Annotated in this window: 9 protein-coding genes and 3 pseudogenes; 5 read left to right on the forward strand and 7 right to left on the reverse strand. The window is 67.5% G+C overall.

Annotation, left to right across the window (positions count from 1 at the left end; translation table 11 throughout):
• Window positions 1–47 precede the first annotated feature (47 nt).
• Window positions 48–1,871 (forward strand): allophanate hydrolase, encoded by a 1,824-nt coding sequence (atzF, locus tag MKL11_RS17915; RefSeq protein ID WP_243945747.1) that lies wholly within the window; start codon window positions 48–50, stop codon window positions 1,869–1,871.
• A gap of 67 nt (window positions 1,872–1,938) precedes the next feature.
• Here atzF and MKL11_RS17920 read toward each other — a convergent pair whose 3' ends face one another.
• The 6 genes and pseudogenes from MKL11_RS17920 to MKL11_RS33590 form a co-directional block, all read right to left on the reverse strand.
• A complete protein-coding gene (locus tag MKL11_RS17920; RefSeq protein ID WP_243945750.1) occupies window positions 1,939–2,217 on the reverse strand; it encodes a beta-ketoacyl synthase N-terminal-like domain-containing protein in 279 nt (92 codons plus the stop codon).
• Window positions 2,218–2,347: 130 nt separating this feature from the next.
• Window positions 2,348–2,890, reverse strand: a complete 543-nt coding sequence (locus MKL11_RS17925) for a TetR/AcrR family transcriptional regulator (RefSeq protein ID WP_243945752.1) — start codon at window positions 2,888–2,890, stop codon at window positions 2,348–2,350.
• A 220-nt stretch (window positions 2,891–3,110) separates the two neighbouring features.
• On the reverse strand, window positions 3,111–6,218 hold the full coding sequence (locus MKL11_RS17930) for an efflux RND transporter permease subunit (RefSeq protein WP_243945754.1): 3,108 nt from the start codon (window positions 6,216–6,218) through the stop codon (window positions 3,111–3,113).
• On the reverse strand, window positions 6,215–7,300 hold the full coding sequence (locus tag MKL11_RS17935; protein WP_243945757.1) for an efflux RND transporter periplasmic adaptor subunit: 1,086 nt from the start codon (window positions 7,298–7,300) through the stop codon (window positions 6,215–6,217). The genes MKL11_RS17930 and MKL11_RS17935 overlap by 4 nt, the downstream gene beginning before the upstream one ends.
• Window positions 7,301–7,412: 112 nt before the next feature.
• Window positions 7,413–7,649 (reverse strand): annotated as a pseudogene (locus MKL11_RS33585) (IS3 family transposase); the annotation flags it as partial.
• Between the two features lie 11 nt (window positions 7,650–7,660).
• Window positions 7,661–7,845 (reverse strand): annotated as a pseudogene (locus tag MKL11_RS33590) (IS3 family transposase); the annotation flags it as partial.
• An 873-nt stretch (window positions 7,846–8,718) separates the two neighbouring features.
• On the opposite strand from MKL11_RS33590, the gene MKL11_RS17945 reads away from it, so the two are divergent.
• Together MKL11_RS17945 and MKL11_RS17950 are read left to right on the forward strand one after the other, a co-directional pair.
• Window positions 8,719–9,627: a tyrosine-type recombinase/integrase gene (locus MKL11_RS17945; protein ID WP_243945758.1), complete on the forward strand. Its 909-nt coding sequence runs from the start codon at window positions 8,719–8,721 to the stop codon at window positions 9,625–9,627.
• Between the two features lie 13 nt (window positions 9,628–9,640).
• Window positions 9,641–10,850: pseudogene (locus tag MKL11_RS17950) on the forward strand (IS91 family transposase).
• A gap of 526 nt (window positions 10,851–11,376) precedes the next feature.
• Here MKL11_RS17950 and MKL11_RS17955 read toward each other — a convergent pair.
• Window positions 11,377–12,117 (reverse strand): GntR family transcriptional regulator, encoded by a 741-nt coding sequence (locus MKL11_RS17955; protein WP_243945759.1) that lies wholly within the window; start codon window positions 12,115–12,117, stop codon window positions 11,377–11,379.
• 178 nt (window positions 12,118–12,295) lie between these two features.
• On the opposite strand from MKL11_RS17955, the gene MKL11_RS17960 reads away from it, so the two are divergent.
• Together MKL11_RS17960 and MKL11_RS17965 are read left to right on the forward strand one after the other, a co-directional pair.
• Complete coding sequence (locus tag MKL11_RS17960; protein WP_243945763.1) at window positions 12,296–12,913, forward strand: RraA family protein; 618 nt, start codon at window positions 12,296–12,298, stop codon at window positions 12,911–12,913.
• 230 nt (window positions 12,914–13,143) lie between these two features.
• Entirely contained in the window at window positions 13,144–14,520 is a 1,377-nt protein-coding gene (locus MKL11_RS17965) for an MFS transporter (protein WP_243945765.1), read from the forward strand.
• Window positions 14,521–14,531 lie beyond the last annotated feature (11 nt).

Raw genomic sequence — 14,531 nt, forward strand, 5'->3', positions numbered from 1 at the left:
TCCCGTCTCGGGGACGCCTGCAGGCCATCCTTCACTGGAGAGCGCACATGCCGGTTCCTTCCTTCCCGACGCTGCCCGCACTGCATGCGGCCTATGCCGAGGGTCTCGCACCCGAGACCGTGATCGCCGAGACCTACCGGCGGATCGCGGAAGTCGACGATCCCGGCCTGTTTCTCGCGCTCGTGCCGGAGGCACAGGCCCGGGCGGCCGCCCGGGCGCTCGGGGCCTTCGACCCGGTCGCAAAGCCGCTCTGGGGCGTGCCCTTCGCCGTCAAGGACAACATCGATGTCGCCGGGTTTGCGACGACCGCCGCCTGCCCCGCCTTCGCCTACCTGCCGGCGGCGACCGCACCGGCGATCGCGCGACTGATCGCAGCCGGCGCCATCCTGATCGGCAAGAACAACCTGGACCAGTTCGCGACCGGCCTCGTCGGTATTCGGACCCCCTACGCCGTCCCGAGGAACGCCTTCGACCCGGCCATGGTCCCGGGAGGCTCCTCGTCGGGCTCGGCCGTCTCGGTGGCGCACGGCCTGGTCACCTTCGCGATCGGCACCGACACGGCGGGATCCGGCCGCGTCCCGGCCGGCCTCAACAACGTCGTGGGCCTGAAGCCGTCCCTCGGCAGCATCTCGACGCGCGGCATGGTGCCGGCCTGCCGCACCCTCGACACCTTGTCCGTGTTTGCCGGGACCGTCGGGGATGCCGATGCGGTCTACCGGGTGATGCTCGGCTACGATCCCGACGACCCGTTCTCCCGCGCCTTGCCGGTCCCGCCGCGGCCTGGCGCGTGCCCGCCCGGGCTGCGCGTGGGCGTACCGGACGGAGCAAGCCGGCATTTCGGCGGCGACACTCTCTCGGAGGCGGCCTTCGTGGCCGCGCTGACGGATCTCGGGACCGTGCTGGGCGACGAGACGGTGCCGATCGACCTGGCGCCGTTCATGGCGGTCGCGGACCTCCTCTACGCGGGTCCCTGGGTCGCCGAGCGCTACCAGGCGATCCGCGCCTTCATCGAGGCGCAGCCCGAGGCGCTCCATCCGACGACGCGCGCGATCATCGCATCGGCGACGACGCGCTCGGCAGCCGACGCCTTCGCGGGTCTCTACCGCTTGGCAGAGCTGCGCCGCGCGGCCGAGCGAGTCTGGACGCGGATCGACGTGCTGATGGTACCGACCTACCCGCGGCCCCGCAGGATCGCCGATCTGGCCGCCGACCCGATCGGCCCCAACAGCGAGCTGGGCACCTACACCAATTTCGTGAACTTGCTGGATCTCTGCGCGCTCGCGGTGCCGGGACGCTTCCGCGGCGATGGGTTCCCCTCGGGCGTGACGCTGATCGCGCCGCGCGGCGCAGACGGTCTGATCGCCGACCTCGGCGCACGGCTGCACGCGGCGGCGGACCTGAGACTCGGGGTCAGCACCGTGCCCGCGTCCTTTGAGACGGCAGGGCAGACGCATGTCGCGCGTGCCCAGGATGACGAGATCGAGATCGCCGTGGTCGGAGCGCATATGTCCGGGCTGCCGCTGAACGCCGAGCTCGTCGGTCACGGCGCGCGCTTCCTGCGCGCAGTCAGGACGCGTGCGGAGTATCGGCTCCACGCCCTTCCGGGCGGTCCGCCGGCGCGGCCGGGCCTGGTTCGGGTCGCGCCTGGTATGGGCGCACCGATCGAGACGGAGGTCTGGGCGCTTCCCGCCGCCGGGTTCGGTGCCTTCGTGGCGGCCGTCCCGATGCCACTCACGATCGGGACCTTGCGGCTCTCGGATGGAACGACCCCAAAGGGGTTTTTGGCCGAGGCGGAGAGCCTGAGCGCAGCACAAGACATCACCGAGTACGGTGGATGGCGTCGCTATCTCGAGGCTCAGCAGGTCGTGTGATGACTACATGCCTGAGGAAATAGCTTTTCCTCAGCCGACGTTTTTCAGGCGAATGATGCGCCCTTCCTCAACACCGAGGCGCCGTCCGTTCTCTCGATCTTCGTTTGACCGAGGAGGATCTGCGCCGTGCGTCAGCCGGAATGAGGGCATCCGGATCGAAGCCGTCGGGATTCTCGTCCTTCTGCGGGACGATCCCGCCCACCTTGGCCTCGATATCGGGGACGATGTCGTCGGGCAGGCGCCTCAGGCCGGACTCGGAGGCGATCAGGCGGCGCCACATCCCCTCGACGCTGCAGCCGAGTGGGGAGACCACGCCCATTCCGGTGATTACGATCGGCTCACGCATCGACATCGATCTGTCGCATCGTGAAGGGCGCCGCGTGACGGCGCGCGAAACATTCGGATCGCGGTCTCACGGCCTCGGATCGGTCGATCAGGGTGCATGCTCCGTGGGTCCGGCGCCTTGCCCGGGAATGTCAGCCGGCAACCGCGGAATGCGCCGCCTGAAGCAGGTCGTTCGCCAGCGCCTCGTCATCGACGGCTCGTGCCAGGACGACGGCTCCGACGAGCGTCGACAGCGTCGCGAGGGACTTTTGTCGACGGCGCTCCCGCGAAGCCCTCGGCGTGAGGTTGGCGAGGATCGAGGCCAGACGCTCGACGCCCTGGGTGAACCGGGCTCGGACGGGGCTGCCCGGCGCTTCCCGGGAGATGTCGTTGGCGAGGGCCGCGAGGGGGCAACCCTTCCCGGGCGTCTGGACGTGTTTAACGGAGAGGTAGTTCGCGATGATCGCGTCCACGTCTCCACGCCGATCCTCACCGAGCGCGGAGTCGAACGCTTCGGCTGCCAGGGCGTCCTTGTTGGCGAACTGGCCGTAGAAGCCGCCATGGGTCAGGCCGGCCGAGGCCATGATGTCGGCGACGCCGACGCCGTGCAGGCCGCGCTCACGGAACAGGGCCGCCGCGACCTCCACGACGCGCTGACGGTTGAGCTTGGCCTGCTCCTGGGAAACTCTCGGCATACCCTGATCCTTCGACCTTCCGACATCCTATATAGATGCATTGCGTCATCTAAAGAAGGGCAGCCTCTCCGGCAGTCCCGCGAGAGCATCGGGAGACGACAGGCGACCGGCCTGCGCACGGGGGCTGGAGCGCAGGCCGGTCGTCGTACCGCGCGCCCGGTCAACCCGGCGCGCGATCCTTGGATGTCCCTCGGGCGGGACACGAACCACTTACGCGGCGTCAAGACTTGACCGGGAGCGGCATCTTGCCGGCACCCGATGCGACGTCGGCAGCCCTCGGCGCCCGTGCCACCCGGAACCAAAGGGCGTAGAGCGCGGGCAGGAACAGCAGGGTCAACAGGGTCCCGACCCCGACGCCGCCGATCAGGACGTAGGCCAGGGCCCCCCAGAACACCGAGTGGGTCAGCGGGATGAAGGCCAGCATCGCGGCGGCAGCCGTGAGGATGACGGGGCGCGCCCGCCGAACCGTCGACTCGACGATGGCATCGTAGTCGGACAGGCCCGAGGCGCGGTCGTGGTGGATCTGGTCTACCAGGATCAGGGTGTTGCGCATCAGGATGCCGGACAGCGCGATCAGCCCGAGGATCGCGTTGAAGCCGAACGGCTGGTGAAACAACAGCAGCGTCGGCGCCGCCCCGACGAGGCCCAGAGGCGCCGTGGCGAACACCATGAACATGGTCGAGAATGAGCGAACCTGGATCATGATGACCGTCAGCGTCACGATCAGCATGATCGGGAACACCGCCACCAAAGCGTTCATGGCCTTGGCGCTCTCCTCGACGGCGCCGGCCGTGTCGATGCGGTATCCCGGCGGCAGCTTGGCCTTGATCGGGTCGAGCAGGGGGACGACCTGCGCGTGGATGTCAGGCGGCTGCCTGCCGTCGAGCACGTCGCCCTGCACGCGAATGTAGGTCTCACGGTTGTAACGCTTGAGCACCGCGTCCTCGTTGCGACTCTCCAGGTGGGCAACCTGGGAGAGCGGCACTTGGCGGCCGTCATGGGTGGCGAGCGTCAGGTCGCCGATGTCGCCGAGCGAGCGCCGCTCCGGGCCGGGGCTGCGCAGCAGGACATCGACCGAGCGCAGGTTCTCGCGCACCTGCGTCGCAGGCGTGCCGTTGAGGTAGCTCTGCAGCTGTTGCCCGGCTTCCTTCGGGGTCAGGCCGATCAGCCGCAGGCGCTCCTGATCGAGGACGAGGTGCAGGCTCGGTGTCTTGTCGCCCCAGTCCAGATGCACGAGGCGCATGTTCGGATTGGAGGCCATCGCCGCGGCGACCTCGGCGGCGATACCGCGGATCACGTCGGCGTCCGGCCCGACCACCCGGAACGCAACGGGGAAGCGGATCGGCGGCCCGAACACGATCTGCAGGACTCGCACACGCGCTTCGGGAAAGAGCCCGTCATTCACGAGCTTGCGGACCTTGAGCCGGAGCGCGTCGCGCGCGGCCGCATCGGGGGTCTGGACGACGATCTGCGCGAAGGCGGGATCGGGCAACTCGGGATCGAACGAGAGTACGAAGCGCGGCATCCCCTGTCCGATGTAGCTCGTGATCTCGCGCGCCTCGGGCAGCTCGCGGATGGCCGCCTCGACCTTCCGGACGCTGGCCTCCGTATTCGCGAAGGCCGAACCTGTGGGCAGGGTCACCTCGACGATGAGTTCCGGGCGCTCCGAGTTCGGGAAGAACTGCTTCTCGACCTTGCCCATCCCGACCACTGCGAGCGCGAACAGCACCACGGTGATGCCCGCCGCCGTCCACTTGTGATCGACAGAGGCCCGAACGACCCGGCGCAGGCGCTGGTAGTTCTTCGTCGCGTAGATCGCCTCGTGGCCGCCCGCGACGCGCTTGATGTTCGGAAGCAGCTTGACGCCCAGATAGGGCGTGAAGGTCACGGCCACGATCCAGGAGATGATCAACGAGAAGCCGACCACCCAGAAGATGTTGCCGGCGTATTCGCCCGCCGTCGAAGCGGCGAAGCCCACGGGCAGGAATCCCGCGATGGTGACGAGCGTGCCGGTGAGCATCGGCGCGGCGGTGGCACTCCAGGCATGGGTGGCCGCCTCGATGCGGTCTGCCCCTTCCTCCATGCGCACCACCATCATCTCGATGGCGATGATGGCGTCGTCCACGAGAAGGCCGAGGGAGATGATCAGGGCCCCGAGGGTGATGCGGTCGAAGTCGCGGCCGGTGACCATCATCACTACGAACACGGCCGCGAGGGTGATCGGGACCGCGAGCGCCACGACGATGCCGACCCTGAACCCGAGGGCGACGAGGCTGACCACGATCACCACGGACAGCGCCGTGAAGAACTTGACCATGAACTCGTGGATGGCGTCGCCGATCACCTTGGCCTGATCGGTGATCTTCGTGAACTCGATGCCCGTCGGCAGTTCGTGGTGGATCGCCACCTCCTCGGCGTTCAAGGCCTCGCCGAGCGCCAGGCCGTTGAAGCCGGGCTTCATCACGAGGCCGAGCATCAGCGCCGGCTCGCCGTCATTGCGGATCGCGAAGACCTTCGGATCCTCATAGCCGCGCTTGACCTCGGCGATGTCGCCGAGCTTGAGGCTGCGGTCGCCGACCGCCACCGGCAGGTTCCGGATCGCGTCCAGGCCATCGATGGCACCGTCGAGGCGCAGGTAGACCCGGGGGCCGGCGGTCTCGACGAAACCGGCCGGCGTCACGTCGTTCTGGTTCGCCAGGGCGGACAGCAGTTGCTGACCGGTGATGCCGAGGGTGGCGAGACGCTGGTAGGAGATCTCGACGAAGATCTTCTGCGCCTGCTCGCCGAGGATGTTGATCTTCTCGATGCCAGGGACACGCAGCAGGCGCTGGCGCAAGTCCTCGGCCCGCAGAACGAGATGCCGTTGTGGCAGGCCGCGGGCCTGGAGTGCATAGAGCGCGAAATAGACGTCCGAGAACTCGTCGTTGAACAGCGGTCCCATCACCCCGCGCGGCAATGTGGAGGCTTGGTCGGACAACTTCTTGCGTGCCTGGTAGAACTCCGACTGTAGTTTGGCCGGCGGCATGCTGTCCTTGAAGTGAACCTTCATCAGCATGAGGCCGGGCCGGACCGTCGTCTCGACGCGGTCGTAGTAGACGAGTTCCTGCAGGCGCTTCTCCAGCGGGTCGGCGACCTGCCGCTGGATCTCCGAGGTCGTGGCGCCGGGCCACGCGGCGGAGACGGCCATCGTCTTCACGGTAAAAGCCGGATCTTCGGCACGGCCGAGTTTCTGAAAGGCGAAGAAGCCGGCGGCCGTTACCGCGATGATCAGGAACAGTGTGACGGCCCGCTCCCGGACCGCCAGGGCGGAGAGGTTGAAGCCGGTCATCGCGCGACTCCCGTCAGGCTCGGGGGGGCCTGGCGCACCGTCTGGCCGGCCTTGAGGAGATGGGCGCCGAGCGACACGATGCGGTCGCCCGGGCTGAGCCCGGCCACGACCTCGGCACCTTCCTCGGACAGGCGGGCGACGGCGACCGGCTGGGCCGTGACGGTCCTGGTCTCGGTGTCGAACTTCCAGACCTCCGAGCCGTGCCCGACATCGAACAGGGCCCCGAGCGGCACGTCGACCGCCGCGATGCGCCCAGCATCTGCCGGCCTGAGCCGCAGCGTCACGGTCGCTCCGAGCGGCGCATCCTCGCCGCCGGCCGAGAGGATGTAGCGTGCTCGGTACGTCCGCGTGGCGGGATCGGCGGTGGCGGACAATTCGCGCAACCGTGCCGGATAGGTCGTCTCGCCCTCTGCGTAGAGGGTCGCCGAGGCGGAGCCCCGCGCCAGACGTCGGCTCGCCTCCGGCAGGAAGACCTCCGCCTCGCGAGCCCCGTCACGCGCCAGCTTGACCACGGTCTGGCCGGCGGCGACCACCTGTCCCGGCTCGGTCGGAACCTCCATCACGACGCCGTCGGCATCGGCCTGGAGCTCCGAATAGCCCGCCTGGTTGGAGACTTGGCTCGCCTGGGCCTCCACGTTGGCGAACTGGGCGATGGCTGCGTCCGCGGCGGCCTTGTTCTGGTCGTAGGTCTGTTTCGAGGTCCAGCCGTCCCCGACGAGCTTGCGGCTGCGCTCCTCGTCGGCCTTGGCCTTGATCATCTGCGCCCGGGCCGCCTCGACGGAGGCGCGCGCCGCGTTGAGTGCCAGTGTGAAGTCGGTTCGGTCGAGGCGCATCAACGGCTGCCCGAGCCGGACGTGGTCACCCGGGTCGACGAGGCGCTCGAAGATCTTGCCGCCGACGCGGAAGCCGAGGTTGCTCTCCGTTCTGGCACGGACGACGCCGGTGTAGCGCGTGATCCCAGCCGTTCCCGGGGCGACCTCGACGATCTGGACCAGCGGCGGCTCCGTAGGAACTGCCGTCTCTGCCGGCGAACATCCCGCGAGGGCCAATGCGGAAAGCCCGAGCATCCATCGCGCGTCCATCGCCGAGCTCCCCACTGCAACCCATCAGGAATAAAAATGATGTTCATCATCTATTGCGCGTGAACTGGGTCGTCAATGGCCGAACGGAGCTATGATCGGGCGTGGGGCTGAGGAGCTTGAACGCCTCACGCGTGTTGCCGTCGACGACTGTCAGGATCCGGAACGGACGTCCTTCGATGATGCGGTCGGACATGATGTCCATGGTTCGGACCTCGTTGGGTCCACCGTTGGCCGGTCGCCCCTGTCGATAGCACCAGGCCAGCCTGCGGTTGGGCAGCTTGGACCGGATCGACGACCCCTCGTCGCGGTAGATCCGGTCGGTGCGCTTGTGATTCACCTCCCAGCCTTCTCACCGCAGCAGCAGGCCCGAAGCTCGCTGACGTCATGGGCCACCTGCAGGTGACCGGCGACCTCGCAGCGAGCGGCGGCCCTCACCACTGATCCTTGAGCAGATCTTGCAGCATCGAGCGGTCCAGCGTCAGGTTCGCGACCAGCTGCTTGAGCTTGCTGTTCCAGTCCTCAAGTTGCTTGAGCCGGAGGATCTGTAGCATCCACCTTCTTTCAGGGTTCAGGATGCCCAAAAAACTCGCGCTCAGCGCGGACCCGTCTGATGGGTCAGGGTCAAAGACTTGCTCGGATCCACCCCGATTGCGGCGATAAGCATGCTCTGCCGCATTGCTCGGCTCATCGCCGGCGCAAAGCGACCGCGGCGCGGCTGGCCGAACGGGGCTGCACGCCACACGAACTCATGACCGTGACCGGCCACCAGACGCTTGAGGAGGTCGAGCGGTCTACCCGGGAAACCCAGCGCGCAGGCCTCGCTGACAGCGCCTGGGAGCGCCATGCCAAGAGGCAGCGTGGTCCCACCGCGGATGCGGGCTTGGGTCCCATTTCTGCTAAGTCTTTGACAAAGCTCGCTGAGAACGCGCCAGTGGCGCACCAAGGGGAATGAAACTGCGAACAACTACATCGTTGAAATCGGAAGATGGTTTTTGAAGAGATTTCATCAGATAAAACCTTGCAGCATTGTACGACTTGACCAAGCCTCAGCCAAACACTCGAAACCTAACATGTGGCTTTGCCCCCATCCCGTTCATCCATGGAGCCCCGGACGCTCCTCCATAGCGGACATTCACCGTGACGGCTGGGGCGGCCCATTCGCATAATGGCACGCTACGGAACCAGTCGCACGGTGACGTTCCGCGGTCGTCTGCCAGCCAATGTGCGTCCCGGGAGGGTCCGCTTCCCGACTGTCGACGCAGCAGAGATCCACGATTGGGTTGGGTGGATGAACGAACCCGCTCGCGCGGGAGGGGTGGCAGCTCCGAGGTTTTCGGATTGACCCGAGCGCCCGGCGCCGATCGAGCGTCGCCAGGCCCGCGCGGACGATCCCGGCTCCCTTCGAGCGGAGCCATCCCATGACCGTCCATGCCGTTCCCGCCGCTGCCGGCGGTTCGCTGCGCCAGCGCCTGATCGACGACATGAGCCTGCCCTGGTTCTCCCGGGCGACGCAGCGCAACTACATCCGCGACATCGGGCGGCTGGCCACCTTCCTGCGGCGATCACCCGATACCGCGACCGGCGACGATCTGCGCCGCTTCCAGATCGCCCAGCAGGAGGTCGGCCTCGGCGTGCCGACGATGAACGCCATCGTCTCCGCCCTGCGCTTCTTCGTCGTCCACACGCGCGACCGACCCGATCTCGCCCGCAGGCTGGTCCGCCTCAACCATTTCCGCACCCTGCCCGACGTCCTGAGCGCCGACGAGGTCGGGCGCCTGCTCGATGCCACGGTCTGCCTGAAGCATCTCGCCGCACTGTCGGTCGCCTACGGCGCGGGCCTGCGCGTGGCCGAAGTCGCCGCGCTCAGGTTCGACGATATCGACTCGACCCGCATGCACCTGCGGATCGAGCGCGGCAAGGGCGGCCGTGACCGCAACGCCATGCTGTCGGCCGATCGCCTGGATCTGCTGCGGCGCTGGTGGGTCGAGGGACACCGGCAGGGTTATCCTGCAGCGCCAGGCTGGCTGTTCCCCGGGCAGGACTGCATACGGCCGATCAGCACGCGCCAGCTTCACCGCATCGTCGTCGAGGTGGCGCGCGCGGCCGGGATCCCCATGCGCGTCGGTCCCCATACCCTGCGCCACTCCTTCGCCACCCATCTCCTGGAGGACGGCGTCGACATTCGCGTCATCCAGGTCCTGCTTAGGCACAGCCGGCTCGACACCACCGCCCTCTCCGCCAAGGTCGCCACCCGGACGGTGCGGGCCGTGACCAGCCCGCTCGACAGGCTCACTCTGTTCCATAGACAGGGACCCGCGCCAGGCTGAGACGAGCTCCACCATGACGGCCGCCGCGATCGAGCTGGCCGACGTCTTCCGCGCCGCCGGTCCGACCTACCGCGCCGATCAGGCCGGCCATCTGAGCCTGGACACCTTGAAGGTGATGGCGGCGATCGAGCGATGCTGCACGGCCAGCCTCGGCGGCCATGTCGAGGGCTGCGACGCCTGCGGCCACCTGCGCGTCGCCTACAATTCCTGCCGCAACCGGCACTGCCCCCGCTGCCAGGGCGCGGCCGCCCGCGACTGGCCCGCCGCGCGCGAGGCCGACCTCCTGCCGGTCGGCTACTTCCACGTCGTCTTCACCCTGCCGGCCGAGATCGCCGCCATCGCCTTCCAGAACAAGGCCGCCGTCTACGACCTGCTGTTCCGGGCGGCGAGCACCACCATGATGCGGATCGCCGCCGACCCGAAGCACCTCGACGCCCGTATCGGCCTCACCGCCGTGCTCCATACCTGGGGCTCGGCCATGACCCATCACCCCCATGTCCACATGATCGTGCCCGGCGGCAGCCTCTTACCGGACGGGACCCGCTGGATCGCCGCGCGCCCCGGCTTCCTCCTGCCGGTGCGGGTGCTGGGCCTGCTGTTCCGCCGCCTGTTCCTCGACGGGCTCGCCGCCCTCCACGGGGCCGGAACGCTCGCCTTCTTCGGCACCCTGGCCCCGCTCTCGGATCCCAGGGCCTTCGCGCGCGCTCGCCCCGGTGCGGCGGAAGCGCTGGGTGGTCTACGCCAAGCCGCCGCTTGCCGGACCGAAGGCGGTGCTCGCCTATCTGGCGCGCTACACCCACCGCATCGCCATCTCCAGCCGACGCATCCTCGCCTTCGACGGGGTGCGCGTCAGCTTCCGCGTCAAGGATTACCGGCGCGACGAAGCCGGACGGCCGCGGATCATGACCCTGTCGGCCAGCGAGTTCATCCGGCGCTTCCTGCTTCATGTCCTGCCGCGCGGCTTCCATCGCATCCGGCACTACGGCCTCCTCACAGGCTCGAACCGGACGGCAGGCCTGGCCCACATCCGCACGATCCTCGGCGTCCCGGCCCCGCCTCGGCCCACCGCCGACGCGCCCGATCCGCCGGACGGCCCCGGCCAGGCCCGGCCGCCTTGCCCCTGCTGCGGCGGTCCGATGACGATCCTCGGCTCCTTCGCGGGCTGGCATCGGCCCCGTGGGCCGCCCTTCCGCCCCACGTCGAACCGGGCGTGGACGCCATGACCCGGCATGGCCTGACGTCACCAAAGACCCACGGAGCTGCACTCCGGGGCACGCCTCATCGTGTGCCGACCGCCAGGATGAGCCTCACAAACGCGGTCGTCGACCCCTGGTTCGCCGCGCCAAGCCCTGGAAACCCGGCAGTCCGGGAGCCTCCACGCACGCAAACGGCGAAGTCGGGCCGCCATCGCTCCCCCACTGGGGACCACGCTCAGCCCGAATCCCCATAGACCAGATCCCGCCAGCCCGCGGGTTCGTTCATCCACGACTCTCGTACGCCTCGCGGCGGCCGAAACTCTTCAGGATTTCTGACTGTCTGCTTTCGGAACGTCTGGCAGGGGAAGCGGACCATGGCGTGAGTGGGAGCAGTTGATTGCTTCGCGCCCATCGAATTCATCGGGTGTCCGTCGTGGGCTTCGCCGAAGCACACGTCAGCTGAGGCTCTCCCGGCCATCGTCGATGTCGCCGGCGACGTGCCGGTGAGGCCGCCTGGCCGCCGCCGACACGCCGTCATCGACGCGACGACCAGTTATGTCGCGTTGATCGTCGCCAATGGTCGCCGGCCTGCGGGTCCGGAGCGCGGTTCGGTGTGTCCAGACCCGCCTTTCTCTCTCGCGGGTTGTCGCCACGCCGCCCGATGCATCTGGACGCGGGCCTGCGACATGGCGAGGTGAAGCTGCATCGCCTGCCGCCCCAGCCCCGCGTCCCCCAGGCGGGCCGCGATAACGATGTCCTGGTGGTGGTGGAGGCTCTGAAGGAGCTCCGCCGGCGTGTAGAGGTAGAAGGACCGGATCACGACGGGCATGTCGATCATCGGCTCCAGGATCGCGCGCAGCCGGGGCGAGCCCGAGAAGGCCAGCAGGGTCCGGTGGAAGTCGCGGTTGATGGCCTGGATTTCGGTGATGGCTGCGTCTCCGCCCTTGGCGATGGCCGCCGCCATGCTGCGATTGCTCTCCTCCAGCTGCTCGACCAGTGCGCCGCCGCCCCGAGCCACCGCCAGTTCGGCGGCGTGGGCCTCAAGCAGGATCCGCAGACGAAATGTCTCCTCGACGTCGGCATCGCTCCATTCCGCGACATGGATGCCTTGCCCGGCATCCGCCGTCGCCAGTCCGTCGTCGACCAGCCGGCGCAGGGCCGCCCGGATCGGCGTACGGCTCAGCCCGAACTCGCGTGCCAGCGGCTCCTCGCGGAGATGGAAACCCGGCGCGTAGTGGCCGCTGACGACTCTCAGCCGGAGCACATCGTACGCGCGGTCCTGTCCCTCCGCCATGGCCGATCAACCCTTCGCTTGTGTGGCCGACCCTAGCGAACGATCCGGGACGCAGGCAAGGCGACCTACTTGAATGTACAATTTTTGTATCTCTTTCCCGAAATATGCCGGCGATGACCGGCATAGATTGACACAATGTACTTTAATTGTATTTTGATGGCAATTTAGGGAGGATGGCATGGCGGATCGAGAGCGCGCAGCGGCAAGTCCGGCGCAGATGTTTGCGGGCGTGGCCACAGCTGTCATCAGCGACAACCTGGATCGCCTCCCCGGTGCGCTCGGACTGCGCCCATTCCACAACGGGGGGATCATGGCTGGGCCGGCCTTCACCATCAGAACCGCCGCCGGCGACAACCAAGTGATCCATCGAGCCCTGGATGCCTTTAGCCCCGGTGAAGTCCTGGTGATCGACGGGGGCGGCGATACGACAAGAGCTCTCGTCGGTGAGATCATCGCCGAGATCGCACGAAGCCGGGGCGCGGCCGGGATCGTCATCGATGGCGCGATACGGGACACGGCGGTACTGGCCCGCTCAGAATTTCCGGTCTTCGCACGGGCAACGATTCATCGCGGTCCCTACAAGAACGGACCTGGTCAAATGGGCAAGCCGGTCTCGATCGGCGGCATGGTCGTCCAGCCGGGGGATATCGTGGTGGGTGACGAGGACGGCGTCGTGGCGTTCTCACCTGACGTGGCCGATGATCTCATCCGAGCCATCAGAGCGCAGGAGGCAAAGGAGGAGGCAATCCTTCTGAGCGTCCGCGACGGTTCGTACAAAGGAGCTTACGCCAAATAGCTCCGCGTGCGGGAATGCATCCTTAGCTTCCCGCCCTCAGGGCCGATACTTATAAACGATCGTCATCTCAAGCATGCATTGGGATCTGCCGGCAATATCGGAAAATAAAACAATCTTTACATCAAGCCAAAAATCGATCGCCCATATCGAATGAACGATCCCGACTGAAGGGTCGAGAGCACGCAAACAGTGCTCTGACGATGCATGGCGTGCCATCGGAGGAAACAGTCATGGCCAGAGGCGCAGCCACAGCGGGGGCGGTCCCCGTGACCGAGCGGATGACCCGATACCGCTGGGTCGTCATGGGTCTCATCTTCATCGTCTACACGCTGGCCGCCGCCGACCGGGCCAACATCGGCATCGTGCTCCCCTTCGTGAAGAAGGAATTCGCGATGACCAACACCGAGGCCGGGGCGGTCGTTAGCCTGTTCTTCGTGGGCTACGCGGTGATGCAGATCCCGGCGGGCCTGATGGTGAAGCGGCTCGGCACGCGGATCGTCTTCCCAATCTTCATGCTCCTGACCTCACTGTTTACCGGGCTGCTCGGCACCACCGGCTCTGCGCTGGCGATGAAGCTCAACCGGCTGGCCCTCGGCCTCGCCGAGGCGCCGCTGCCGGTGACGATGCTCTCGACCATGAACCGCTGGTTCCCCGCCCAGGAAAAGGGCACCGCGGTCGGCCTGTTCCTCGCGGCCGCCAAGTTCGGCCCGGTGATCGTGCCGCCGCTCGGCGCGCTGATCATCGCGACCCTCGGGTGGGAATACGTCTTCTTCATCTGTGCGCTGCCTGGGCTGGTCTTCGCCGTGCTCTGGTACTTCCTCGTGGTGGACGAGCCGGCCCGCAGCCGCTTCGTGTCCCCGGCCGAGGCCGCCCATATCGGTAGCCAGCCGGCGAGCCGGCCGAGCGGTTCCGCGCCGCTCCCGATCCCGACGGCGCCCGCCAAGCCGCGCTTTGCGCGCCTCGACCGGGTGATCCGGGGGCGGCCGGTCCGGCCCATCGCCACCGCGCGGGAAACCTTCCGCTCCGGCAACATCTGGGGGCTCGCCATCGGCTATCTGATGATGACCGGCATCATCAACGTAATTCTCGCTTGGCTGCCGACCTACCTGACCAGCGTCAAGAACTTCTCGCTGATGAATGTCGGGTTCGTGACCTCGGCCCCGTTCGTGGGGGGCGTGCTCGGCAACATCATGGGCGGGCTGTTCTCCGACCGGATCGTCGGCAAGCGGCGCAAGCCGACCATCCTGGTCAGCACGGTCTCGACCGTGTTCATGATGTACGCGCTGATCCACGCGCCGAACGAGCCGGTGACGCTGGCGATCCTGCTGTTCCTCACCGGCTTCCTGCTGAACGTCGGGTACTCGTCCTTCACCGTCTACCCGGCGGGGCTGACGACGAAGGACGCCTATCCCCTGGCCGTGTCGGTGGTGAACACCGGGGGCCAAGCCGGCGGCGCGCTGTTCCCGTTCGTCACCGGACTCCTCCTCGACGCCTATAGCTGGGACGCGGTGTTCCTGTTCCTTGGCGCTTCGTCGCTGCTGGCGCTCGCCGTGATGCTGCTGGTGGTCGAGCCGGTCGAGACCGCCGGCACGCCGGCGATCCGTTAGCGCGCCGGGCG

Origin of the sequence: Methylobacterium sp. J-077, from assembly GCF_022829365.1 — a bacterium.
Lineage (GTDB): Bacteria > Pseudomonadota > Alphaproteobacteria > Rhizobiales > Beijerinckiaceae > Methylobacterium.